Raw genomic sequence first — 25,685 nt, 5'->3', positions numbered from 1 at the left:
TCAATCTCCTTTGGGCTTACCCGTTTTCGGGCCGCCTTTTGCCTGTTGATTGGCGAGATGCGCTTCCCAAAGATCGGGGCGCCGCTCGCGGGTGGTCTCTTCACGCATACTGGACCGCCACTGGGCCACCTTCTTGTGGTCGCCCGACAGCAGCACCTCGGGGATATCCCGTCCTTCGAACGTCCGCGGCCTGGTATACTGCGGATGCTCCAGGAGACCGTCCTCGAAGCTTTCTTCCTGCGTGCTCTCGAAATTGCCCAGAACCCCTGGAGCCAATCGAACGCACGCCTCGATCACGACCATCGCCGCCGCCTCGCCACCGGCGAGCACCGCGTCTCCGACCGAGACCTCCTCGAATCCCCGGGCGTCGAGCACCCGCTGGTCCACCCCCTCGAAACGGCCGCACAGGACGATGACGCCCGGAGCCTTCGACCATTCCTTGACACGCGCCTGGGTCAGGGGCCGGCCCCGGGCGCTCATGTACAAAAGCGGCCGTCCACCGACCTCCACGCTGTCAAGCGCGGCGGCGATGACGTCCGCTTTGAGTACCGCTCCCGCGCCGCCACCCGCAGGGGTGTCGTCGAGGAAGCCGCGCTTATCTGTGGAAAAGCCCCGAATGTCCAGTGTTTCCAAACGCCACAGGTCCTGCTCCTTCCACGACGTGCCGATCAGCGAAACGCCGAGCGGGCCGGGGAAGGCCTCGGGGAACATGGTCAAGACGGTGGCGGTGAACGGCATGGGCGCTCTGTAGCGCCGCATGTGCGCGAAGACGAGAGGGTCAGGCCCTCATCGATCAGGTCAGGATGGTCCTGGGCAGGGGCTTGCCGGCCTCGGCGGGCATCAAGGGCGGGGTCAACCTGACCGGCTCGCGGGTGGGGTCGGCTGCCGGCGCGGCGTGATGCACGGGGGCCACCGCCAGCACGGCGGCGGTGGTCAGGGTCGCGGCGGCGAGCGCCGCACCGACACGGATCTTCTTCCATGAAATCATGGGCGAGGGGTCTTCCTGCGTTTCGGGTCGTTCAATCCAAAGCCCGGGAGCGGGGGAGGTTCCCGTGGAGGCGGCCTTGGCGGGCCTCCTGCCTCTAGGCGAAGCGATTGACCTCGCCAAGGCGGCATTACGACGCGTTCGCCGCATTTCGCGGCGGCGCCGCAAGGGCGGGCGAGGGCGCCGAAACCTGTCAGCAGCGGGTCAATTGGGTCCGATTTCCGCGAGACGCACGCCGCCGTGCCGGACCATAGTCCCGCCGTCCAGCCAGTGAGCCCGCCCGTGACCCAGACCACCGCCGACCGTTTCCACGCCCTGCACGCCGGCCCGGACGTGCTGATCTTGCCCAACGCCTGGGACGCCGCCAGCGCGGCCCTGATGGAAGACGCCGGGGCCGCCGCCGTGGCCACTTCCAGCGCCGCCGTGGCCTGGGCGCGGGGCTATGCCGACGGCGACGCCCTGCCGGTCTCGGCCCTGATCGATGTGATCGCCGGCATCGGCCGGGTGATCAAGGTCCCGCTGACCGCCGACATCGAGGGCGGCTATACCGACGACCTCACCGAGCTGACCGAGACCGTCAAGGCGGTGATCGGGGCCGGAGCGGTCGGGATCAACCTCGAAGACGGCCGTCGCGATCCAGACATCCACGCCCGCAAGATCGAGACGGCGCGGGCCGCCGCCGAGGCGGCCGGCGTGAAGCTGTTCATCAACGCCCGCACCGACGTCTATCTGGCCGGCCTGGCGCAGGGCGAGGCGGCCTTGGCCGAGACGTTGCGCCGGGCCGCGCTCTACGCCGAGGCCGGCGCCAGCGGGATCTTCGTGCCGCTGCCCATCGAGGAAGACGTGCTTTCGACGCTCGCGGCCGCGACCGCCCTGCCTCTGAACGCCATGGGCCGACCGGGCATGCCGCCGGCGACGCGCCTCGCCGCGCTGGGCGTGCGCCGGCTGAGCTCGGCGACGGGTCCGTTCCGCGCGGCCTATGGCGCGATACTGAGCGCGACCAAGACTTTCCTCGTCGATGGCGACACCACCGGCTACGCGGCGTTCGCCAGGGACCTGCCCGACCTCAACGCGCGGTTCGGCTAGGGCTTGTTGGTGGTTGGGGGGGCAGATGCCGATCCAGATGCAGGCGCGGTAGACGCCGTTTCCTGCCATGTGAAGCGGATCGGCAGGGTGATGGTCAGGTGGTCCATGGGCTCGCCTTCTGTGCTCCAGGGGTTCATCGACATCAGCTTGGCCGCCTCAATCGCCGCTGCGCCGAAGTCCAGAGCGCTCGGCGCTTCGCGTTTCACCTCGCAGTCGGCGAGACCGCCGTGGGCGTTCACGATGCAGCCGACAATGCCAAGGCCGCTATAGACGCCGGCCTTGATCGCCGCCTCCGGGTAGATCGTGGTCATGCCTTCGGGCGTGAGGGTTCTGATCCAGCGCGGTTTGGTGACGGAGCGCAGATCGGGACCGGCTGGATCGCGGAAGCGAAAAGGCACATCGACGCTATATGCGTCCAGATCCTTAGCTTGATCGGGTGTGAAGCGAACCCTGAAGTTGTCAGTCATCGACTTGGCGGCCTTGGCGAAACCCCGGTTGGCCGGAATTTCCGAGATGACGTCGCAGCGGGTCAGCCCGCCGGTCCTGTTGAATCCGCAACGCAGGGCGACCTGGCCGGAGGCGGCGTCCTTAGCGTTGGCCGGCCAAGCGGCGCGAACTTGTTCGGCGGTCGGCGTGGCGTCCCAGGGCGGATCCAAGACCAGGCTGTTGGCGCTGCCTGCGGGGGCGTTGTATTCGCGAAATCCCTTCCACGCGATGGGAATGACCACGTCGTCGGTGACCACGGGCTTGCCCGCGCGAATCTTGGGCGTCATCCGGAACTGCGGCGCCAACTGCAGGGCGGCCTGGCCAAAGCCGAGCCCAGGGGGCGACTCGCTCGCCACCACGCATTTTTGCAGGAAACCCTCGACACTGAGCTGGCAACTGATGCTGGCTGAACCATCGACGCCCCTCTTGGCCGCCGCCGTCGGATAGACCCCCGCCAGATCCTGTGAGGTCGGCTTCCTCATCCAGTCGGGATTGGCGTCGCCGGGCGCGAGCCATCGGAAACTCGTCAGAAAGCGCCGGCCGACGATAGAGTGGCCCTCTCGGTCCTTTGTCTTGACCCGCTCCTTGGTCACCAAGGCCATGGCGGCCTCGCCGAAGCCCAAACCCGCTGGCTCTTCCTTAAAGATGTGGCAATCGATCTCGCGACCCTGGTCGTCCGCTGTGCAGTCCAGAGACGCCCAACCGCTGGCCTTCTGCTCGGCGGCAACCTTGGGATAGGTAGCGGCCGTCTCAGCAGGCGTCACGTAGCGCGAGGTGATCTGCCAGCCCTGGTTCGCCGGCGCTTTTTGCGCGACGGCGTCGCTTGCGAACGCGAACGCGAACGCGGACAGCGCCGCCAAGCCCCAAATCCTCATGTTCTTCCCCGAGCGCCGCACAACTTTCCACACGGCCTGAGGTTGAGTTTCTAGAACTTTCCGATCGTGCGCGCCAGTCCCTCGTCAATCCGGTCTCAAGGTGTTCCCGCGCGCCTCTCGACCGCCTATCTTGGCCCCATGACCGACACGCTCGCCGATTCCGCCGTCTCCGCTGAAGCCGCTCTGGCCGAGGCAGACCGCCCCCTGACCCAGGACGGTCCTGCCGTCCGGCTGTTCCTGGTCGACGGCTCGGCCTATCTGTTTCGGGCCTATCACGCCCTGCCGCCGCTCACCCGCAAGAGCGACGGTCTGCCGGTGGGCGCGGTGCAGGGCTTCTGCAACATGCTGTGGAAGCTGCTGCGCGACATGCAGGGCGACGCGCCCACCCACCTGGCGGTGATCTGGGACCATTCGGAAAAGACGTTTCGCAACACCCTCTACGACAAGTACAAGGCCCACCGCCCGCCGCCGCCCGAGGACCTGATCCCCCAGTTCCCGCTGGTGCGCGAGGCGACCCTGGCCTTCGGCGTGCCGGCTATCGAGCTGCCGGGTTACGAGGCCGACGACCTGATAGCCGCCTATGCCTGCCGGATGCGCGAGCTGGGCGGCGAGACGGTGATCGTCAGCTCCGACAAGGACCTGATGCAGCTGGTCGGCGACGGCGTCTCGATGTTCGACCCGATGAAGGGCGTGCGCATCGACCGCGAGCAGGTGTTCGAAAAGTTCGGGGTCTATCCCGACAAGGTGGTGGATGTTCAGGCCCTGTGCGGCGACAGCGTTGATAATGTGCCTGGCGCCCCCGGTATCGGCATCAAGACCGCCGCCCAGTTGATCAACGAATATGGCGACCTCGATACGCTGCTGGAACGGGCCGGCGAGATCAAGCAGCCCAAGCGTCGCGAGACCCTGATCGAATATGCCGACCAGATCCGCCTGTCGCGCCTGCTGGTCAAACTCGACTGCGACACGCCCTTGCCGGAGCCGATCGACGACCTGACGGTGCGCGAGCCCGACAAGCAGGTGCTGGCCGACTTCCTGGAGCTGATGGAGTTCCGCTCCCTGGCCCGCCGGGTCGGCGACGGCAACGCCTCGGCCGCGCCGCGCACGCTGGGCCCGTCTGGGGATCGTCCCCCCAGCGCCCCGACCGCGCCGGTGCTGGGCGTGTCCTACATGACCGCCGCCGCGCGAGCGGCCGCCAATCCGGTGGCCGAGCCCGTGTCCATCGACCACGCGGCCTATGTGCGCATCCAGGACCTGGAGACCCTCAATGCCTGGATCGCCAAGGCCACGGCCAAGGGCGTCATCGCCTTCGACACCGAGACCGACGCCCTTTCCTCGGCCACGGCCGGCCTATGCGGCGTGTCCCTGGCGATCTCGCCGGGCGAGGCCTGTTACATTCCAGTCGGCCACTGCGAGAAGGACGGCCTGGCCCTGGAGGCCGCCGCCGACCTGGTGCAGGTTTCACTCGAAGACGCGATCGCCGCGCTGAAGCCGCTGCTGGAGAACCCCGCGGTTCTGAAAGTCGCCCAGAACGCCAAGTACGACATCGCCGTGCTGGCGCGCTACGGGATTAATGTGGGTCCGATCGAGGACACCATGTTGATCAGCTACGTGCTGGAGGCCGGTTTGCACGGCCATGGCATGGACGAGCTGTCGGAGCTGCATCTGGGCCACAAGCCGATCCCCTTCAAGCAGGTGGCCGGCGCGGGTAAGGCGCAGATCAGCTTCAAGCACGTCGCCCTCGATCAAGCGACGGCCTATGCCGCCGAGGACGCCGACGTCACCCTGCGGCTCTACACTGTGCTCAAGCCGCGCCTGGCGCGCGAGGGCCTGCTGACGGTCTACGAGACCCTGGAGCGTCCGCTGCCCACCGTGCTGGCGGCCATGGAGAACGACGGCATTCGCGTCGATCCCGAGACCCTGCGCCGGCTGTCCAACGAGTTCTCGATGCGCATGGCGCAGTTCGAGGCCAAGGCCCAGGAACTGGTCGGCCGACCGTTCAACCTCGGCAGCCCCAAGCAGATCGGCGACGTGCTGTTTGGCGAAATGGCCCTGAAGGGCGGCAAGAAGACCGCGACCGGCCAATGGTCGACCGACAGCGACGTGCTGGAAAGCCTGGCCTTGGAGCACGAGCTGCCGCGCGTGCTGCTCGACTGGCGCCAGCTTTCGAAGCTGAAGGGCACCTATACCGACAACCTGATCGCCGCCATCGCGCCGGGCGGAGACAATCGCATCCACACCTCCTACGCCCTGGCGGCAACCACGACGGGCCGGCTGTCGTCTTCGGACCCCAACCTCCAGAACATCCCGATCCGCACCGAGGAGGGCCGCAAGATCCGCAAGGCCTTCGTGGCCGCGCCGGGCAAGGTGTTGATCAGCGCCGACTACAGCCAGATCGAGCTGCGCCTGCTGGCCCATATCGGCGACATCCCGCAGCTGAAGATCGCCTTCCAGGAGGGCTTGGACATCCACGCCATGACCGCGTCGGAAATGTTCAACGTACCGATCGAGGGCATGCCCAGCGAGGTGCGCCGCCGGGCCAAGGCGATCAATTTCGGCATTGTCTACGGCATCTCGGCGTTCGGCCTGGCCAACCAGCTGTCCATCCCGCAGGGCGAGGCGGGGGCCTATATCAAGACCTATTTCGAGCGCTTCCCCGGCATCCAGGCCTATATGGAAACGACCAAGGCCTTTGTGCGCCAGCACGGCTATGTCACCACCATCTTTGGCCGCAAGATCAACATTCCCGACATCGGCGGCAAGTCGGTGGCTCACCGGCAGTTCGCCGAGCGGGCGGCGATCAACGCCCCGATCCAGGGCGCCGCGGCCGATGTCATGCGTCGCGCCATGATCCGCATGCCGAGCGCGCTGACGGCCGCGGGGCTGTCGTCCCGGATGCTGCTGCAGGTGCACGATGAACTGGTCTTCGAGGCCCCCGAGGCCGAGGCGCAGGCCACCATCGCTGTCGCCCGCGAGGTCATGGAGGGGGCGGCCGCGCCGGCGGTGGACATCTCGGTGCCGCTGACCGTCGAGGCCAGAGCCGCCGTCAACTGGGACGAGGCGCACTAAGCGCTATTGCACGAATTATTTTTGCACGTGCGCCTCACCGCCTGGGGTGGAGTGCTTCCGCTGCGGAAACCTGGATGCCCGCTAGACGCAAGCTCAAACATAGAAATGCTACCGGTATCGTAATTTCCGCTACCCGTCCCACCAGGCGCTGCGACGTTGGGTCACGGTACAGTTAAGGTCGTGGAAACCGTCTTCTCCGCACAAATGGCGTGCGACGCGGGCGCTTCAGCTGCGGTTTAGATACCTGTCGATCTGAAGGCTCCCGTGCTCGCCGCCCAACACCGGAGAGCGGCCATGAACTTTGGCGATTTAAAGATCCCCCACAAGCTGATGACGGTTTTCGCCGTCATGCTGACCGCGATCGCCGTGATGACCGCCACTCTCTATGTGAACCAGCACGAGTACGAGAGCTCGGTCGATCGCACCGAGCAGGCCTACGAGTCGCTGCGCGCCGCCGACACCGCCGCCTTCCGTCTGACGCGGCAGGAGAACTCGCTGCGCGGTTTCCTGCTCTCTGGCGACGATTACTACGTCAAGCGCCTGGAAGAAGCTCACAAGCCGAAATTCATGGCCGCCCTCGACAAGCTGCGCGTCCTGGCTATGGGCGACGAGTCCGACCTGGCCCGCATCGCCGCAGTCGACGCCGCCTATGCCGATTATCGCAAGCTTGCCATCGAGCCGGGCGAGGCCCTGGGCCGCGATCCGCTGACCCGCCCGCAGGCCGTCGAACTGGTCAAGCACGACGGCGTCGCCGACCAGGCGGTGACGCCGGTCGAGGACACCATCGAAGCCATCGTCGAGGATTCCGAAGCCGTGCTGGCCACCGAGGCCGCCGCGCAGAAGAAGGCCTCGCTGGCAACCACCCTGGCCCTGGCCATCGGCGCCGCCGTGACCATCGCCATCGCCTTGGGGGGCGGCCTGCTGCTGTCGGGCGCCATAGTCGGACCCGTGGCCGCCATGACCGCAGCCATGCGCCGCCTGGCTTCGGGCGACAACAGCGTCGAGGTTCCGGCGATCGGCCGCAAGGACGAGATCGGGCAGATGGCCGCCGCCGTCCTCACCTTTAAGGAAGCCGCCATCGAGAAGATCGGCATCGAGGGCGCCGCCGCCAGCCAGCGCCGCGCCACCGAGACCGAACGCGCCGCCGTGGCGGACGAGAAGGCTCAGGTCGAGCGCAGCGACGCCGTCAATTTCGGCGCCTTGAACGAGGCCCTGGATCATCTGGCCGGCGGCGATCTGACCCACCGGATCGTCATTCCCTTCTCGCCCAAGGCCGAGAGCCTGAAGGCCAATTTCAACGCCGCTGCGGACCGCATGCAGGACGCGATGAAGGCCATCGCCGCCGCCACGGGCGGGGTCAACAGCGGGACCGATGAGATCGCCAGCGCTTCGGATGACCTGTCGCGCCGCACCGAGCAGCAGGCCGCCAGCCTGGAGGAGACCGCCGCCGCCCTCGACGAGATCACCGCCACCGTCCGCAAGACCGCCGCCGGCGCCAAGAAGGCCTCCAGCGTGGTCGCCGTGGCCCGCGCCGACGCCGAGAAATCCGGCAAGATCGTCAGCCAGGCGGTCAGCGCCATGACCGAGATCGAGACCTCGTCCGCCCAGGTCGCCCAGATCATCGGCGTCATCGACGAGATCGCCTTCCAGACCAACCTGCTGGCCCTGAACGCCGGCGTCGAAGCCGCCCGGGCCGGTGACGCGGGCCGCGGCTTCGCCGTCGTCGCTCAGGAAGTGCGGGCCCTGGCCCAACGCTCGGCCGACGCCGCCAAGGAGATCAAGACCCTGATCTCGACCTCGACCCAGCAGGTCGAGGCCGGCGTCAATCTGGTCGGCCAGACCGGCGAGGCCCTGCGCCGCATCGTCGAGCAGGTGGCGTCGATCGACGCCCTGGTCACCGAGATCTCGGCCTCGGCCACCGAACAATCGACCGGCCTGCACGAGGTCAATACCGCCGTGAACCAGATGGACCAGGTGGTCCAGCAGAACGCCGCCATGGTCGAGCAAGCCACCGCCGCCACCCACTCGCTGAAAGACGAGGCCACCGAACTGTCGGCCTTGGTCGGGCGCTTCAAGGTCGGCGCCGAAGCGGCCTTCGCACCGGCCCGGCGCTCGCCGGCGCCCGCTCGTCCCAACACGGCCGTCCGTCCAGGACGTTCCGCCCCCGCGTCGCGCGGAAACACGGCCGTCGCGATGAAGGCCGACGAGTGGGAAGAGTTCTAGGCGGCCAAAGTCAGACTCAGAACCATCCCGCTTCCCGCAGCCCCCGCGCATAGGCCCGGCTGACCGGAACTTCGACGCCGCCCTTCAGGGTGAGGGTCGCGCGGCCGTCGCCGCGCTTGGCGGTCTCGACCGCGTCGCGGGCCACCCACCATGAGCGGTGGGTCTGGGCGCCCTCGATGCCCTCGAGCTCCGCCACGGCGTCGGACAGGCGCAGCAGGATCAAGGTCCTGTCCCTTGGAGGTGTGCAGCCGCAGATAGTGGTCCTCGGCCTCGACGGCGTGGATCTCGGCTCCGCGCAGGCGAGGCGGCAGGCGTTCAAGGAAGCGGGGCGGGGCGGCTTCCGGCGGGGCGGCGTGGGTTTCGACCCGCCGCTGGGTGGCCAGCAGCATCAGGGTTGTCATGCCGCTGGTCACCACCAGGGTGGCGCCAAGATAGGTGGCGACGATGCGCGGGGTCAGAGCCTGGCGACCGCCGGCGACCCAGACCAGCAGGGTGAACAGCGGCGTCAGCACGGCGACGATGACAGGGCCCCGCAGCCAGGGCGCGTCGATATCCGGTCGCAACCGCGTGACCAGACGGGCGACCAGGCTGCCCAGCACCGCGCCCAGCACACACAGGCCGATCCAATAGGCCAGGCGGGGGACGATCGGCATGGCGCCGCTCCCGAGCGCGCCGATCAGGGCCAGGAAGGCGCCGGCCGCCGCCGCGACGGCGATCGGCCGGGCGAAGCTCTTCAGGAAGGCGACCAGCGGACCATGCTTGGCGGTGTCCGTTGGCGCTTCGCCAATGGCGCCCGGGCGCCGTTCACGAACTCCCGACGCTTTCTCACGCACCTGCCGATGACCCCCCAAACCGCTGGCCCTAAGCCGGACCAGCCTTGATCGGCCTACCACGGCCTGATCGCTTCGGGAGAAACAAGATGTCCGACCAAAGCCCGTTCATCAGTCCGGCTCACTTCATGCGCACGATCTTCATCGGCCTGGCCGTGACGGTGGTGTTGATCCTCGCCGCCGGCGCGGTCCACGGCGTCGGGCCCGCCGCCATCGCGAACCGCTTCCTGCACCTGCCAGGCCATCTGCATGCGCCGCATTTGGAGCTCCTGGCGATGGCGCCCATCCAGATCCGCCTTCATGTCGCGGCGGTCAGCACGGCGCTGTTGGTGGGGGTGGCGCTGGTGCTGGGGTTGAAGGGCGACACCCTGCACCGCACCCTCGGGTGGGTCTGGGTCATCGCTATGGCCACGGCGGCGATCTCGTCGCTGTTCATCCATCGCACCAACGGGAACTTCAGCTTCCTGCATCTGTTCGCCGGCTGGACCCTGATCGCCCTGCCGATGGGGGTGTTCGCGGCCCGCAAGCACAATGTCCGCCTGCACGGCCGGACCATGACCGGCCTGTTCGTCGGCGGCCTGCTGATCGCCGGGGCCGCCGCCTTCCTGCCCGGTCGGCTGATGTGGCAGATGGTGTTCGGCTAGGGACGGTGCGCGCGCCACGCTTGCCACCCGGCCAAGGCAGGGCCTACGAACGGTCAAGCCACGCGCGGATCGCAGAAAAATGACGTCGCCAGTTCGAGCTCCTCGCGCCAAGACGGCCGGGCGCGGCCGTCCCTCCAAGGCCACCGGCCGGGACCTGAAGGAAACCATCCTCGACGCCGCCGAGGGGCTGTTCGCGCGACACAGCTTCCACGGGGTGACCATCCGCCAGGTGGCCGCAGAGGCCGGCGTCGACACCGCCCTGATCCACTATTATTTCGGCGCCAAGCGCGAGCTGTTCGACGCGGTGTTCTTGCGCCGGGCCGAAATCCTCAACACCGCCCGCGGCCTGTCGATGGACGCCTATGAGAGGGTTCATGCGGGCGATATGACCGTCGAGGGCGTGATCGAGGCCTTCATCGAACCGCTGCTGCGCATCTCGCAGGACGGCGGTCAGGGCTGGAAGAGCTATTTCGCCCTGGTGGCCCAGGTCAACAACACCCCGGCCTGGGGCGGCGAGACCATGGCGCGGTTCTTCGACCCCGTCGTCCACCGCCTGGTCGAAACCCTGAAGGTCGTTCGTCCGGACGCTGAATATCGCGACCTGTACTGGAGCTACCAGTTCCTGACCGGCTCGATGATGCTGGCCCTGTCGGAGACTGGCCGCATCGACTCGCTGTCCGAGGGGCAGTGCCATTCCAGCGACCTCGGCGCGGTACGCGCCCGGCTGTTCGCCTATTGCGCCGCCGGCTTCGAGGCTGTGATCGCGCGGGCGGCGAAGGCTTGATTTTCCGGAATAGACGCCGTTCGACGGAGCGCCACCGTTCCGCCCATTTCGGGCTACAAGAGCCCTGAGGAACGCGGAACCCTGACCATGAGCGGCGACGACCGGCACATCTTCCACGATCCCACCGGCAAGCGGGACCGGCGGATGCGTCTGATCCTGGGGATCGGCCTGTCGGCGCTGGCGGCGATCGTCGCGGCCTTCCTGGCCACCCTGGCCTTCGCCCCGCGCCTGCCGTCGGTGATCCTGCGGGACCCGCACATCCTGTCGTCGCTGCACAAGGAAACGGCCCATCGGCTGAAGCCCACCCTGGCCTGGCGCAAGGTTCCCCGCCCCGCCGCAGCGGCGGGGATCGGCCCGGCCCGGCCGATCAGCGTCGGCTTCTATGTCAGCTGGGACGAGGACTCCCGCGAGTCCCTGCGGCGCAATATCGACAAGCTGGACGTGGTGTCGCCCCAGTGGGTGGCGCTGAAGAGCTCGGCCGGCGACGTGACAGTCGACGACGACCCGCAGGGCGTGGCGCGGATCGCCGCCGCGCCCAACCATCCTGCGGTGCTTCCCCTGGTCCACAACTCGGCCAATGCCAGCTTCAACGGCCCGCTAGCCGACGCCCTGTTGGCTGATCCCGCCGCCCGCCACAAGCTCGTGACCACCCTGGCCGATCTGGCGGTCAAGCGCGGCTATGGCGGCTATGTCTTCGACCTGGAGAACCTGGGGCCCAAGGGTCTGGCGAACTATCCCAAGCTGCTGGACGAGGCCCGCGCGGCCTTGAAGCCTCAGGGTCGCGAGGTGTGGGTCACCGCGCCGTTCGACGAGGAGGGCTGGCCGCTCAAGCGTCTGCAGGACGCCGCCGACACCCTGGTGCTGATGGCCTATGACCAGCACTACGCCTTCGGCGATCCGGGACCCAACGCCGGCCAGGACTGGTACGAGTCCGAACTGGCCAAGCGGTTCGCCAAGCTGGATCCCGCCCGCACGATCATGGCCCTGGGCGCCTATGGCTACGACTGGACCATCAAAAAGGCTGGCAAGCCGGCGGCCGGTGACGCGGTCACCTTCCACGAGGCCATGCGCAACGCCCAGGACGCCGGTGCGACCATCGACATGGACGACGACGCCCTGAACCCGACCTATGGCTATGAGGACGACGGCGGCGGCCAGCATGTCGTCTGGTTCCTTGACGCCACCACCCTGTTCAACGCGGTCAAGGTCACCGACCAGTGGCGACCGCGGGGCTACGGCCTGTGGCGGATGGGCATGGAGGATCCGGGTGTCTGGAGCGTGCTGGGCAAGCCCTATGGGCAGGTCTCGGCCGCCGGCCTGACCCGCATCCCGGCCGGCCAGAGCGTCGATTTCGACGGCGGCGGCGAGGTGCTGCGGGTCTCGGCCCTGCCCACGCCCGGCAAACGCACCCTGGAGTTCGATCCCGACACCGGCCTGATCTCCGGCCAGACCTATGACACCCTACCCAGTTCCTACGTGATCGAGCGCTACGGCCAGAAGCCCGGTCTGGTGGCCCTGACCTTCGATGACGGCCCCGACGGCCGCTGGACGCCGAAGATCCTCAAGGTCCTGAAGGACAAGAACGCCCCGGCCACCTTCTTTGTGATCGGCGAGAACATGCAGACGAGGCCCGATCTGGTGAAGCGCGAGGTCGCCGAGGGCCATGACGTGGGCAGCCACACCTGGACCCACCCCAATATCGGCGAGACGCCGATCGCCCAGACCGATGTCGAGCTGAACGCCACCCAGCGCCTGTTCGAGGTGATCACCGGCCGCTCGATGCGCCTGTTCCGCCCGCCGTTCTTCGGTGACGCCGAGCCTTCGACCCCGCACGAGGTGGCGCCGCTGGTGATCGCCCAGACCCTGGGCTATCTGGTCGTTGGCCTCCGCATCGACCCTGACGACTGGCAGAAGCCAACGCCCCAGACGATCATCGACCGCACCCTGGAGAGGCTCGACCATCCGGGCGACCGGCCGGGTCAGGTGGTGCTGCTGCACGACGCCGGCGGCGACCGGTCGCGGACCGTCGCGGCCCTGCCGGGCCTGATCGACGCCATCCGCGCCCGGGGCTACCGCCTGGTGACGGTCGGGGAACTGGCCGGGATGACGCCAGCCCAGGTCATGCCGGTCAGCGATCGCGACCCGGTGGCCCTGGCGCTGGACCGCGTCGGTTTTGGCCTGTTTCGCGGGGTGAAGGCGGGCTTGGCCGCCCTGTTCATCACCGCCATCGCCCTGGGCATGGCGCGGTTGGTGTTCCTGGCGGGACTGGCCCTGGTTCACCGCTCGACGCATCAAAGCCCGCAGAACCTCGATCCCGAAACCGGTCCGCTGGTCAGCGTGCTGATACCCTGTTTCAACGAGGAGAAGGTCATCGCCGCCTCGGTGGCGCGGATCCTGGAGTCGGAGTGGAAGAACCTCGAGGTGCTGGTGCTCGACGACGGCTCGTCCGACGCCACCGCCGACGAGGTGCGCAAGGCCCACGGCGACAATCCGCGCGTCACCCTGCTGAGCTTTCCGAACGGCGGCAAGGCGCGGGCGGTCAATCGCGGCCTGGCCGTCGCCAAGGGCGAGTATGTGGTGGCGCTGGACGCCGACACGCTGTTTCCGCCCAAGACCATCGGGCGCCTGGTGCGCTGGTTCCAGGATCCGACCATCGGAGCGGTGGCCGGCAACGCCATCGTCGGCAACCGGGTCAATACCGTCACCCGCTGGCAGGCCCTGGAATATGTCACCGCCCAGAACCTCGAACGTCGCGCCCTGGCGACCCTGGGCGCGGTAACGGTGGTGCCGGGCGCGGTCGGCGCCTGGCGCAAGAGCGTGCTGGACGACCTGGGCGGCTATCCCTCGGACACCCTGGCCGAGGACCAGGACCTGACCATCGCCTGTCAGCGCGCCGGCTGGAAGGTGGCCTTCGATCCCGCCGCCCAGGCCTTCACCGAGGCCCCCGACACCGTGGCGGGCCTGCTCAAGCAGCGCTTCCGCTGGTCGTTCGGCACCCTTCAGTGCGTGTGGAAGCATCGCGCGGCGCTGTTCAGCCCCAAGACACCCGCCTTGGGTTTTGTGGCCCTGCCGCAGATCTGGCTTTTCCAGATCCTGTTGGCCGTCGCCGCCCCCCTGGTTGATCTGGCGGTGGTCTGGGGGCTGATCTCCGGCCTGTACGGCGCCATCGCCCACCCGGTGGAATGGTCACCCGACGACACCATCCGGGGCCTGCTCTATTGGGCGGTGTTCATCCTGGTGGACCTATCGGCCGGGGCGCTGGGCATGGCGCTGGAGAAGCGCGCGCCCTGGGCCGACCTTCCGTACCTGCCCGTGCAGCGCTTCGGCTATCGCCAGCTGATGTACTATGTGGTGGTCAAGTCGGTGCTGACCGCCGCGCGGGGCGGCCGGGTCGGCTGGGGCAAGCTGGAGCGGCGGGGCTCGGCGACGGTGAAGGCCGGGTGATGACAAGGTTTTCATTCGGTCAAGTTATTGGTAGCGGTACCTTTTATGCGACGCCGCGGACCGGCCAGGCCTCCTGAAAAGCGGATGTGCGCCGAAAAGTCCAAGCCGTGTCGGGGTTGGGCAAGGCCGGCCCACTTTTTCACATGAGCGGCCTAATCGGTCCGCGCGCGGTTGCGCCTGCCAAATAGCACTCCTATAACCCGGCCACATTTCAGAAGCCGTCGCCCCGAGACCGGTCCCTCATGAACATTCACGAACACCAAGCCAAAGCCGTCCTCGCGGAGTTCGGCGTCCCCGTTCCGCGCGGCTATCCCGCCTTCACCGTCGAGGAGGCTGTAGCCGCCGCTGAAAAGCTGGGTGGTTCGGTGTTTGTCGTCAAAAGCCAGATCCACGCCGGTGGCCGCGGCAAGGGCAAGTTCGAGGGCCTGGGCCCCGACGCCAAGGGCGGCGTTCGCGTCGTCAAGTCGGTGGAAGACGTCAAGACCAACGCCGCCGAGATGCTCGGTCGCGTGCTGGTGACCCACCAGACCGGCCCCAAGGGCAAGCAGGTCAACCGCCTCTACATCGAGGAGGGTGCGGCGATCGCCAAGGAATTCTACCTGTCGCTGCTGGTCGACCGCGAGACCTCGATGGTCTCGGTGGTCGCCTCCACCGAAGGCGGCATGGACATCGAGGACGTCGCCCACGCCACTCCCGAGAAAATCCACAGCTTCTCGATCGATCCGGCGACCGGCGTCTGGCCGACCCATGCGCGCGCCCTGGCCAAGGCCCTGGGCCTGACCGGCGGCCTGGCCAAGGAAGCCGCCACCCTGCTCACCCAGCTCTATACGGCGTTCCTGGCCAAGGACATGGCCATGCTGGAAGTGAACCCGCTGATCGTCACGGCGGATGATCACCTGAAGGTTCTGGACGCCAAGGTGTCGTTCGACGGCAACGCCCTCTATCGCCAGCCGGACATCCGCGCCCTGCGCGATGAGAGCGAAGAAGACCCCAAGGAAATCGAAGCCTCGAAGTATGACCTTGCGTATATCGCCCTCGACGGCGAAATCGGCTGCATGGTCAACGGCGCGGGCCTGGCCATGGCCACCATGGACATCATCAAGCTGTACGGCGCCGAGCCGGCCAACTTCCTCGACGTCGGCGGCGGCGCCAACAAGGAGAAGGTCACCGCGGCCTTCAAGATCATCACCGCCGACCCGGCCGTCAAAGGCATACTGGTCAACATCTTCGGCGGCATCATGCGCTGCGATATCATCGCCGAGGGCGTGATCGCCGCGGTGAAGGAAGTCGGCCTGCAGGTTCCGCTGGTGGTGCGCCTGGAAGGCACCAATGTCGAACTCGGCAAGAAAATCATCTCGGAAAGCGGCCTGAACGTCATCGCCGCCAATGATCTGTCCGACGGCGCCGAAAAGATCGTCGCCGCCGTGAAGGGTGCTCGCTAAATGTCGATCCTTATCGGTTCTGAAACCAAGGTCATCTGCCAGGGCATCACCGGCGCCCAGGGCACGTTCCACTCCGAACAGGCCATCGCCTACGGCACCAAGATGGTCGGCGGCGTCACCCCCGGCAAGGGCGGCCAGCAGCACATCGGCCTGCCGGTGTTCGACACGGTCGGCGAAGCCAAGGAGGCCACCGGCGCCGACGCCTCGGTGATCTACGTCCCGCCGCCCTTCGCGGCCGACTCGATCCTGGAAGCCATCGACGCGGAGATCGCGCTGATCATCTGCATCACCGAAGGCATCCCGGTGCTGGACATGGTCAAGGTCAAGAAGGCCCTGCAAGGCAGCAAGTCGCGCCTGATCGGCCCCAACTGCCCCGGCGTCCTGACCCCCAACCAGTGCAAGATCGGCATCATGCCGGGCGGCATCTTCTCGGCCGGCAGCGTGGGCGTCGTCTCGCGCTCGGGCACCCTGACCTATGAAGCGGTGTTCCAGACGACCAATGCGGGCCTGGGCCAAACCACGGCGGTCGGCATTGGCGGTGATCCGGTCAAGGGCACCGAGTTCATCGACATTCTGGAGCTGTTCCTGGCCGACGAAGCCACCAAGTCGATCGTGATGATCGGCGAGATCGGCGGCTCGGCCGAGGAAGAAGCCGCCCAGTTCATCGCCGACGAGGCCAAGCGCGGCCGCAGCAAGCCCATGGTCGGCTTCATCGCCGGCCGCACGGCCCCTCCCGGCCGCCACATGGGCCATGCCGGCGCGATCATCTCGGGCGGCAAGGGCGGCGCGGAAGACAAGATCTCGGCGATGGAGGCCGCGGGCATCCGCGTCTCGCCCTCGCCGGCCCGTCTGGGCGAGACCTTGCTTGAGGTCCTCAAGGGCTAAAACGACACCGAGACCCCGCCCTGCGGGGCCCAGGTTTTTTGCGACCGCCAGTCGACGATCCGAAAAAATCACCTGGGCCCCGCCGGACATGGCGGGCGCCCGGGTGATTGAGAGACTATATTTACGGCCCTGGGCTACCGGTACCGTAAGGGATCTAAGGCGAAAACGATGGCGGACGACGCGGGTATCATCAACCAGGTCTTGACCGAGACCTCGTTCCTCTACGGAGCCAATGCGGCCTTCGTCGAGGACCTCTATGCCCGGTGGGCCGAGAACCCCGGATCGGTGGAGCCGTCCTGGGCCGCCTTCTTCGCCACGCTTCAGGACCAGGCCGACCAGGTCAAGCGCGCCGCGCTGGATCCGTCCTGGACGCCCAAGGCCGCCCCTATCGTGCGTCCCGAATGGCTGTCGGCGATCGACGGCCAGTGGCCCTCGGTCGCGCCCGCCGTCGAAGCCAAGATGACCAAGGCCATCGAGGCCAAGTCGCCGGGCTCGTCGTCGGAAGCCGTTCGCGCCGCCACGCTGGACAGCCTGCGCGCCATCATGATGATCCGGGCCTACCGGATGCGCGGCCATCTGGCCGCCAATCTCGACCCGCTGGGCCTGGAGCCCAAGGCCTCGGCTCCCGAGCTGGACCCCGCGACCTACGGCTTCGCCGAAGCCGACTACGATCGCCCGATCTTCCTCGACTTCGTGCTGGGCCTGGAAATCTCGTCGATCCGCGAGATCCTGTCGATCCTGCGCCGCACCTACTGCGACAATGTCGGCGTGCAATATATGCACATCTCGGATCCCACCGAGAAAGCCTGGCTGCAGGAGCGCATCGAGGGTCGAGACAAGGAAATCGTGTTCTCCAAGGAGGGCAAGATCGCCATCCTGAAGAAGCTGATCGAGGCCGAGGGCTTCGAACGCTTCCTACACAAGCGCTTCCCCGGCACCAAGCGCTTCGGCCTCGATGGCGCCGAGGCCTGCATCCCGGCCCTGGAGCAGATCATCAAGCGCGGCGGCGCGCTGGGCGTGAAGGACATCGTGCTGGGCATGCCGCACCGCGGCCGCCTCAACGTGCTGGCCGCCGTGATGGGCAAGCCCTATCACGTGATCTTCCACGAGTTCCAGGGCGGCACCAGCCTGCCCTCGGACGTCGAGGGTTCGGGCGACGTCAAGTACCACATGGGCGCCTCATCGGACCGTGAGTTCGACGACAACAGCGTCCACCTGTCGCTGACCGCCAACCCCTCGCACCTGGAAATCGTCAATCCGGTGGTGATCGGCAAGGCCCGCGCCAAGCAGGCCTTCGCCCTGCGCGAACAGCCCGACGCCGGCCGCGGCCACGTGCTGCCGCTGCTGCTGCACGGCGACGCGGCCTTCGCGGGCCAGGGCGTGGTGGCCGAGTGCTTCACCCTGTCGGGCCTGAAGGGCTACCGCACGGGCGGCACCATACACTTCATCGTCAACAACCAGATCGGCTTCACGACCAACCCGCGCTATTCGCGCAGCTCGCCCTATCCCTCGGATGTGGCGCTGATGGTCGAGGCCCCGATCTTCCACGTCAATGGCGACGACCCCGAGGCCGTGGTCTTCGCGGCCAAGGTCTCGACCGAATATCGCCAGATGTTCGGCAAGGACGTGGTCATCGACATGTTCTGCTATCGCCGGTTCGGTCACAATGAAGGTGACGACCCGACGATGACCCAGCCCTTGATGTACGCCAAGATCAAGGATCACGTCTCGACCCGCGAAATCTATAGCCGCCGCCTGATCGCCGAGGGCGTGGCCACCCAGGCCGAGGCCGAGGGCTGGGTCACCGAGTTCGAGAACTTCCTCGACAAGGAATTTGACGCCGGCAAGGCCTATAAGGCCAACAAGGCCGACTGGCTGGACGGCAAGTGGAAGGGCCTGGCCTTGGCCGGGGACGAAGAGCGCAAGGGCAAGACCGACGTCGCCGCGACGCGGCTGCTGGAGATCGGTCGCCAGATCACCACCGTTCCCGACCGCATCAACGCCCACAAGACCGTCAAGCGCGTGATCGACAATCGCCGCGAGGCGATCGAGAAGGGCGAGAACATTGACTGGGGCACGGCCGAGCACCTGGCCTTCGCCACCCTGCTCGACGAGGGCTTCCCCGTCCGCCTGTCCGGCCAGGACAGCGTGCGCGGCACCTTCACCCAGCGCCATTCGGACGTCATCGACCAGACGACCGAAGAACATTACACGCCGCTCAACAACATCCGCCCCGGCCAGGCCCATTACGAGGTGATCGACTCGGCCCTGTCGGAAGAGGCGGTTCTGGGCTTCGAATACGGCTTCTCGCTGGCCGACCCCAACACCATGACCCTTTGGGAAGGCCAGTTCGGCGACTTCGTGAACGGGGCCCAGGTGGTCATCGATCAGTTCATCAGCTCGGGCGAGCGCAAGTGGCTGCGGATGAGCGGCCTGACCATGCTGCTGCCGCACGGCTATGAGGGCCAGGGTCCCGAGCACAGCTCGGCGCGCCTCGAGCGCTTCCTGCAGTCGTGCGCCGAGGACAACATGCAGGTGGTCAACTGCACCACCCCGGCCAACTATTTCCACGCCCTGCGTCGCCAGATGCACCGCGAGTTCCGCAAGCCCTTGATCGTCATGACGCCCAAGAGTCTGCTGCGTCACAAGAAGGCCGTCTCGAACCTGGCCGACATGACCGAGGGTTCCAGCTTCCACCGGGTGATGATCGACGGGGCCGAAGCCGGCTGCGACGTCGGCGGGATCAAGCTGAAGAGCGACGATCAGATCAACCGCGTCATCTTCTGCTCGGGCAAGGTCTATTACGACCTGATCGACGCTCGCGCCAAGTCGGGCCGCGACGACGTCTATATCGTGCGCCTGGAGCAGTTCTATCCCTGGCCGCTGAAGTCGGTGCTGGGCATGCTGGGCCGCTTCAAGAACGCCGAGCTGGTCTGGTGCCAGGAAGAGCCCAAGAACATGGGCGGCTGGACCTTTGTCGATCCGTGGATCGAGCTCAGCCTGGCCAAGCTGGACGTCAAGGCCAAGCGCGCGCGTTATGTGGGTCGTCCCGCCTCGGCCTCCACGGCCGCCGGCATGATGAGCCGCCACCTGAAAGAACTCGAAGCCTTCCTGACCGAAGCGTTCGCCTGACCGCTTCGCCTCGACCCTGAACCCGCCGACCAAACCAGAGACATCGGAACCCCACATGGCCGACATCATGACCCCCGCCCTCGGCGAATCCGTCACCGAAGCGACGGTCGCGCGCTGGACCAAGAAGGCCGGTGAGGCGGTGAAGAAGGACGAACTTCTCGTCGAACTGGAAACCGACAAGGTCAGCCTTGAGGTCGTGTCTCCGACCGATGGCGTGTTGTCCTCGATCGGCGCTGAGGAAGGCGCCACCGTGGTTCCTGGAACCGTGCTGGGCGTGGTGACCGAAGGCGCCGCCGCGACCGCCGCTCCGGCCGCCGCCGCGCCTGCCGCTGCGCCTGCCGCCGCTGCTCCGGCTCCGGCTCCGGCCGCTGTTCCCGCGCCGACGCCGGCGCCCGCTCCGGTCGCCGCCGCAGCCCCGGCTGCGACCACCGTCGCCCCGGTCAGCCCGGCCCCGGCCCGCATCGCCGCCGAGAACAATCTGGACCTGTCGAAGGTCGCCGGCACCGGCAAGGACGGCCGGGTGACCAAGGGCGACGCCCTGGCCGCCCTCGAAACCCGCGCCAACGCCCCGGCTCCGGCCGCCGCCCCGGCCGCGCCGCGCGCCATCCATGAGCGCGAAGAGCGGGTGAAGATGACGCGCCTGCGTCAGACAATCGCCCGTCGCCTGAAGGAAGCCCAGAACAACGCCGCCATGCTGACGACCTTCAACGAGGTCGACATGACGGCGGTGATGGCCCTGCGCGGTCAGTACAAGGACATCTTCGAGAAGAAGCACGGCGTGAAGCTGGGCTTCATGTCGTTCTTCACCAAGGCCGTCGTGGCCGCCCTGAAGTCCGTGCCGGACGTCAATGCCGAAATCGATGGGACCGACATCGTCTACAAGAACCACTACGATATCGGCGTGGCGGTCGGCACCGAGAAGGGCCTGGTGGTTCCGGTCGTCCGCGACGCCGACACCCTGAGCCTGGCCGAGATCGAAAAGGCCATCGGCGCCCTGGGCAAGAAGGCCCGCGACGGCCAGCTGTCGATCGACGACATGCAGGGCGGCACCTTCACCATCACCAATGGCGGCATCTACGGCTCGCTGATGTCGACCCCGATCCTCAACGCGCCGCAGTCGGGGATCCTCGGCATGCACGCGATCAAGGAGCGGGCCATGGTGGTGAACGGCAAGATCGAGGTCCGGCCGATGATGTACCTGGCGCTGAGCTACGACCACCGCGTGGTCGACGGCCAGGGCGCCGTGACCTTCCTGGTCAAGGTCAAGGAAGCCCTGGAAGATCCGCAGCGTTTGTTGCTCGAACTGTAGTCGGCCGCCTTCAGGGTTGATCAAGAAAACGGCGTGCGGGCCTGGCCCGCACGCCGTTTCCATGTCTGCCTCTATCCGTCTTCCCAGCGAAGGCCGGGAAGACGGATAGAGAAGGGCCTGCGGCCCTAGTTTTAGGCCTGGGTCAGCTGCCACTCGCCGCGCGTATCCTTGCAGGCGCTGTAGCGCTCCGTGGTCGGACGATCGCCCGAGGTGCTGACCGAGGCGGCGATCACCCGGCAGCCGGGGGCAGGGCCGTAGCCATTCTGGGCCAGCAGCGAGGTCGAGACATAGCCGGCGCCATAGCCGCCGCGGCCGACCAGCAGCCAGTTGCTCGACGGCACGCCGCCCAGGACCTCGACCCGATCGCCGGCCGACAGCTTGCCGACCACCGCCGAACGGGTGGACGGGCCAGCCCGAAGGTTGGCGGTCGAGCGGGCGGTATAGTCGCCGCTCACGGCGTCATAGCTGTCCAGCACCTTGACATTGCGCTCGAAGCGCAGGCCATCGCCGCTCAGCGGCGGGCCGTAGGACGACGACACCACGTCGATCCGGCCCGAGGCCCCGGTGCGCGGGTTGTTCCAGGTCTGCGAGCGGCCCTCTTCCAGGGCGCGCTTGGTGGCCTGTTGGGCCAGGGCGGTGTCGGTCGACTGCATGCGGCAGCCAATATAGGAGCCCGCCGCCGCGCCGGCCGCCGCGCCGACCAGGGCGCCCAGGGTCTTTTCGTTCTTGCTGATCTTGCTGCCCAGCAAAGCGCCGAGGCCGGCCCCGACCAGGGCGCCGCCCTCTTGCTTCTTGCCCGAGCCTTCGCAGGAGAACAGCCCGCCCAATCCCTTGGACTGGGCCATGGCGGGGGCGGGGGCTGCGACAAGCGAGCCGAGCATGGCCGTGACCGAGAGGGCGGCGGCGATTTGATGTCTGGTCATGGGCGATGTTCCTTCGGTTGAAAAGCGTTGAAAGCTTGAGATTGGTTGGCGCGCCTGGCTCTCGTGATACAACTAATCAACGATAAGGGAGGAAGGCACGTGCACGACAAGTTGGACTATAGCTGCTTTGACGTCGAGATCGAGGCGGGTGTCGCCCATCTGATCCTCAAGCGCCCCGAGGCCTTGAACACCATGACCCGCGCGTTCTGGAACGAACTGCCGGCGATCATTCGCGACATCGACGACAACGCCCGCGCCCGCTGCATCGTCATCTCCTCGACCGGCAAGCATTTCTGCGCCGGCATGGACCTGTCGGTGTTCACCGACGGTGAGGGGGTGACCGGGGGAGAACCCGCCGACCGTTTCGTGGCGGCCGAGAGCTTCCGCCGCCACGTGCATCACCTGCAGGACACGTTCAACTGCCTGGACGAGGCCCGGATGCCGGTGATCGTCGCCATCCAGGGCGGCTGCATCGGCGGGGCGGTGGACTTCACCAGCGCCTGCGACATTCGCTACGCCACCGCCGACGCCTTCTTCACGATCCACGAGATCAATATCGGCATGACCGCCGATGTCGGCACCTTCCCGCGCCTGTGCAAGTTGATCCCCGAGGGCTGGGTGCGCGAGCTGGCCTATACGGGCCGGCGGCTGCCCGCCGCGCGGGCGCGTGACATCGGCCTGGTCAACGAGGTGTTCGCCACCCACGAAGAGGTGGTCGCCCACGCCTTGGCCACCGCCCGCGAAATCGCCAGCAAGTCGCCCCTGGCCGTGGCTGGCAGCAAGGTGATGATCAACTACGCCCGCGACCATTCGATCCGGGACGGGCTGGACTATATCGCCACCTGGCAGACCGGCATGTTCTCGCCGCCGCACATGATGGAAGCCTTCCAGGCCAAGGCCCAGGGCCGCGAACCGGTCTATCCCGACCTCGTGCCGCTGCGAAAGCGCATGTAGCTCTGGGAAGCGCTGTTCAGGCCGTGTAACGGTTGTCATCCCGGACAAGGCCCGCAGAGCTGCGGATCCGGGACTGCCGAAACCGCCTGCATTTGACGCCGCGATCAACGCGTCCGTGACCGGCTGAACCAGCTTTCCGCGCGCCTGGACGACGGCGACTGGTTCGACGGGGTCTTCAGCGCTGGCGACCTGATGATGGTGACCGCTCTGCGCAGATTGACGGGATCGGGGATCCTGGAGGCCTGTCCGAATCTGGCGGCCGATGTCGCTCGCGGGGGGGCGCGGCCCGCCTATCAGCGCGCCTTCACCGCCGCATCGGGCGGCGGATAGCCCGCGAACCCTTCCGGCAGCTCGGCGCTGGTCAGGTCGCAGCCGTCCAGCTTGCAGCGGCCGAGATCGGCGTCGATGAAGCGGGCGCGGCGGGCGCTGGCCCCGGTCAGGTTGGCGTTACGGAGGTTGGCGCGGCTGAGGTCGGTGCGCAGGATCCGGCCCTGGCTGATGGTCAGGGGACCCAGCCTGGCGCCGCTCAGGTCGGCCCGAGCCAATTGAGCGCCGACCAGACGTGCGCCCCGCAGGTCGGCTCCCCGCAGGTTGACGCCCCGCAGGTCGGCCTCGGCCAGGTTGGCGCCTTGCAGATGCGCGCCCTCAAGGTCCATGCCGAAGAAGATCGCGCCCGGCGCCGACAGACCGCTGAGTTTGCGGCCCTTCAATCGCTTCAGCGGCCTGAAATCGACCATCGGGATCCTGGCGGCCGCGCCGTCGCGGCCCTGGGTGGCGATGTGCAACTCGTGCAGTTCGAGAATGTCGTGCAGCGGCTCGTCATCGACATAGATCAGCGGCGGCGGGGCGCGCAGCCCCCCCGTCAGGTCGGCGTGCTCGAGGCTGGCCCCGGCCAGGTCGGCGCCGACCAGCACGGCCTTGCGCAATGAGGCCCCGCTCAGGTCGGCGTTGTAGAGATTGGCCCGCGAGAGGTTGGCGCCATCCAGCATCGCGTGATTCAGCCGCGCGCCCTGCAGGCTGACGCCGGTCAGGTCGGCGTCGGTCAGGTCGGCGGCCCGGGCGAAATCGCCGCTCATCTGGGCGCCGGCCAGGTTGGCGCCGCGGGCCACCGCATGGTCCAACTCGCCGCGCCGGGCGCGGTGCTGGAGGATCTTGAAGCCCTCGGCGGCGTCCTGGGTGGCGGTGACGCCCTCGCGCAGGTCGCAGCCCGACAGGTCGGCCCCCGACAGGTTGGCCCCGCGCAGGCAGGCCCCGCGCAGGTCGCAGCGTGACAGGTCGGTCTCGCGCAGGTCGGCGTCGCGCAGGTCGGCCCCGTAGAGGGTGGCGCGGGTCAGGACGGCGCGGGCCATCAGGGCCCCCGACAGCCGTGCGCCCGTCAGGTCGGCTTCCGAAAGATTGACGCCTTCCAGATTGACGTTGTCGAGATCGACATAGGAGAGGTTGGCCCGGGTCCCGCCCGGCTGGCCCTTCAGGTAGCGCGCGTGGGCCTCGACCATGGCCTTCAACGCCCGAAGCGGAAGGGTTCGGATCAGGCCGGCTTGAGCGGAGGGGGCGGCGGCGGACATTCTGGTGGGCTCTTTTCGCCGAACCCTGTCATGTCGGCTTTAAGGAAAGGTTCGATTTGCCCAGAAAAGTCAAAGCCATCCGCGACGTCTGAACCACAGCAGCGGTCCGGCGGCGGCGGCGATCATCAAGAAGATGGCGAACGGGTAGCCGTGCAGCCAGGCGAGCTCCGGCATGTGCTGAAAGTTCATGCCGTAGATCCCCGCCACCAGGGTCGGCGGCAGGAACATCACCGAGAAGACCGAGAAGATCTTGAAGATCGCGTTCTGCTCGATGTTGATAAAGCCTAGCGCCGCATCGAGCAGGAAGGTGATGTTGCCCGACAGGTAGTTGGAATGGTCGGTGATCGACTGGACGTCACGTTGCAGCGATTTGAGGTGGTCGCGCAGTTCCCGGTCGCCCTCGAACTGGTCGGCCAGGCTGGCGAAGCTGAGCAGGCGGGCCAGACTGACCAGGCTGTCGCGAGCCTTAGAATTGATGATCTGGGCCCGGCCCAAGCGGTTGAGGATCGCCTCGAACGCCGCGCCGCGCGGGCGGCTGAAGATGATCCGCGACTGGACCTCGACCTCGCCCGCCGTGCGCTCGAGAATGTCGGCGGTGCGGTCGATCACCGCGTCCAGCAGGCCCAGGAAGGTCTGGGCGCCGCTGGGGCACAGGCTGGGCTGGCGCTCGGCCTGGGCGGCGAACACCGCGAAGGCTTTCGGCTCGACATAACGGATCGTGACCAGCCGCTGGCCGGTCAGCACGAAGGTCACGGGGGCGGCGGTGGGCAGGTCGCTGTCGGCGTGGGCCAGAACCGTGGCGGTCATGAAGGTGCCGCCATCCTCCTGATAGAGGCGCGAGGAGGCCTCGATCTCGGCCATCTCCTCGCGGGTGGGCAGCAGCAGGCCGATCGATTTCTCGACCGCCACTTCTTCGGCGCGGGTAGGATCGACCAACTCGATCCACACCGCGTCGTCGGGCAGCCGCCAGTCGGGCTTTAAGCCGCCCGACTCGAAGCCCGGCGCGCCATGGCGCAGCACTCTCAGCATGGAAGGGTCGCTTTGTTCAC

At 67.4% G+C, this 25,685-nt stretch carries 17 protein-coding genes and 1 pseudogene; 11 read left to right on the top strand and 7 right to left on the bottom strand.

Annotation, left to right across the window (positions count from 1 at the left end):
* Window positions 1–738: a tRNA (guanosine(37)-N1)-methyltransferase TrmD gene (gene trmD / locus ACP7AG_RS04680; RefSeq protein ID WP_426029941.1), complete on the bottom strand. Its 738-nt coding sequence runs from the start codon at window positions 736–738 to the stop codon at window positions 1–3.
* 55 nt (window positions 739–793) lie between these two features.
* Complete coding sequence (locus ACP7AG_RS04675) at window positions 794–988, bottom strand: hypothetical protein (protein WP_426010910.1); 195 nt, start codon at window positions 986–988, stop codon at window positions 794–796.
* A gap of 279 nt (window positions 989–1,267) precedes the next feature.
* Here ACP7AG_RS04675 and ACP7AG_RS04670 point away from each other — a divergent pair, with 279 nt between their 5' ends.
* Complete coding sequence (locus ACP7AG_RS04670) at window positions 1,268–2,071, top strand: isocitrate lyase/PEP mutase family protein (RefSeq protein WP_426029940.1); 804 nt, start codon at window positions 1,268–1,270, stop codon at window positions 2,069–2,071.
* Here ACP7AG_RS04670 and ACP7AG_RS04665 read toward each other — a convergent pair.
* Window positions 2,068–3,417, bottom strand: coding sequence for a TonB family protein (locus tag ACP7AG_RS04665; RefSeq protein WP_426029939.1), 1,350 nt, complete (start codon window positions 3,415–3,417; stop codon window positions 2,068–2,070). The genes ACP7AG_RS04670 and ACP7AG_RS04665 overlap by 4 nt on opposite strands.
* A gap of 153 nt (window positions 3,418–3,570) precedes the next feature.
* On the opposite strand from ACP7AG_RS04665, the gene polA reads away from it, so the two are divergent.
* Entirely contained in the window at window positions 3,571–6,501 is a 2,931-nt protein-coding gene (gene polA / locus ACP7AG_RS04660; RefSeq protein ID WP_426029938.1) for a DNA polymerase I, read from the top strand.
* Window positions 6,502–6,795: 294 nt separating this feature from the next.
* Complete coding sequence (locus ACP7AG_RS04655; protein ID WP_426029937.1) at window positions 6,796–8,724, top strand: methyl-accepting chemotaxis protein; 1,929 nt, start codon at window positions 6,796–6,798, stop codon at window positions 8,722–8,724.
* A gap of 16 nt (window positions 8,725–8,740) precedes the next feature.
* Here ACP7AG_RS04655 and ACP7AG_RS04650 read toward each other — a convergent pair.
* A pseudogene (locus ACP7AG_RS04650) lies at window positions 8,741–9,473 on the bottom strand (LytTR family DNA-binding domain-containing protein).
* 170 nt (window positions 9,474–9,643) lie between these two features.
* Here ACP7AG_RS04650 and ACP7AG_RS04645 point away from each other — a divergent pair.
* The 7 genes from ACP7AG_RS04645 to odhB all read left to right on the top strand — a co-directional run bounded on the left by ACP7AG_RS04645 (window position 9,644) and on the right by odhB (window position 21,194).
* Window positions 9,644–10,198, top strand: a complete 555-nt coding sequence (locus tag ACP7AG_RS04645; RefSeq protein WP_426029936.1) for a DUF2306 domain-containing protein — start codon at window positions 9,644–9,646, stop codon at window positions 10,196–10,198.
* Window positions 10,199–10,277: 79 nt separating this feature from the next.
* A complete protein-coding gene (locus ACP7AG_RS04640; protein WP_426029935.1) occupies window positions 10,278–10,982 on the top strand; it encodes a TetR family transcriptional regulator in 705 nt (234 codons plus the stop codon).
* A gap of 87 nt (window positions 10,983–11,069) precedes the next feature.
* Window positions 11,070–14,426: a glycosyltransferase gene (locus ACP7AG_RS04635; RefSeq protein ID WP_426029934.1), complete on the top strand. Its 3,357-nt coding sequence runs from the start codon at window positions 11,070–11,072 to the stop codon at window positions 14,424–14,426.
* A 242-nt stretch (window positions 14,427–14,668) separates the two neighbouring features.
* Window positions 14,669–15,868 (top strand): ADP-forming succinate--CoA ligase subunit beta, encoded by a 1,200-nt coding sequence (gene sucC / locus ACP7AG_RS04630; RefSeq protein WP_426029933.1) that lies wholly within the window; start codon window positions 14,669–14,671, stop codon window positions 15,866–15,868.
* Window positions 15,869–16,753: a succinate--CoA ligase subunit alpha gene (sucD, locus tag ACP7AG_RS04625; RefSeq protein ID WP_426010927.1), complete on the top strand. Its 885-nt coding sequence runs from the start codon at window positions 15,869–15,871 to the stop codon at window positions 16,751–16,753.
* Between the two features lie 168 nt (window positions 16,754–16,921).
* Entirely contained in the window at window positions 16,922–19,885 is a 2,964-nt protein-coding gene (locus tag ACP7AG_RS04620) for a 2-oxoglutarate dehydrogenase E1 component (RefSeq protein WP_426010929.1), read from the top strand.
* A gap of 55 nt (window positions 19,886–19,940) precedes the next feature.
* On the top strand, window positions 19,941–21,194 hold the full coding sequence (odhB, locus tag ACP7AG_RS04615; RefSeq protein ID WP_426029932.1) for a 2-oxoglutarate dehydrogenase complex dihydrolipoyllysine-residue succinyltransferase: 1,254 nt from the start codon (window positions 19,941–19,943) through the stop codon (window positions 21,192–21,194).
* Window positions 21,195–21,325: 131 nt separating this feature from the next.
* On the opposite strand, the gene ACP7AG_RS04610 is transcribed toward odhB, so the two are convergent.
* A complete protein-coding gene (locus tag ACP7AG_RS04610) occupies window positions 21,326–22,117 on the bottom strand; it encodes an SH3 domain-containing protein (RefSeq protein WP_426010931.1) in 792 nt (263 codons plus the stop codon).
* A 99-nt stretch (window positions 22,118–22,216) separates the two neighbouring features.
* On the opposite strand from ACP7AG_RS04610, the gene ACP7AG_RS04605 reads away from it, so the two are divergent.
* Window positions 22,217–23,071 carry a crotonase/enoyl-CoA hydratase family protein gene (locus ACP7AG_RS04605; RefSeq protein ID WP_426010933.1) on the top strand — a complete coding sequence of 285 codons (855 nt, stop codon included), beginning with the start codon at window positions 22,217–22,219 and terminating at the stop codon, window positions 23,069–23,071.
* Between the two features lie 293 nt (window positions 23,072–23,364).
* On the opposite strand, the gene ACP7AG_RS04600 is transcribed toward ACP7AG_RS04605, so the two are convergent.
* Together ACP7AG_RS04600 and ACP7AG_RS04595 are read right to left on the bottom strand one after the other, a co-directional pair.
* Entirely contained in the window at window positions 23,365–24,636 is a 1,272-nt protein-coding gene (locus tag ACP7AG_RS04600) for a pentapeptide repeat-containing protein (protein ID WP_426029931.1), read from the bottom strand.
* Window positions 24,637–24,705: 69 nt separating this feature from the next.
* On the bottom strand, window positions 24,706–25,665 hold the full coding sequence (locus ACP7AG_RS04595) for a magnesium transporter CorA family protein (RefSeq protein ID WP_426010937.1): 960 nt from the start codon (window positions 25,663–25,665) through the stop codon (window positions 24,706–24,708).
* Window positions 25,666–25,685: the final 20 nt, after the last annotated feature.

Source organism: Caulobacter sp. DWP3-1-3b2 (genome assembly GCF_049896325.1).
Taxonomy (GTDB): domain Bacteria; phylum Pseudomonadota; class Alphaproteobacteria; order Caulobacterales; family Caulobacteraceae; genus Caulobacter.
Note: the sequence above shows the minus strand (reverse complement) of the source record. Positions and strands in the feature narration are given on the sequence as shown.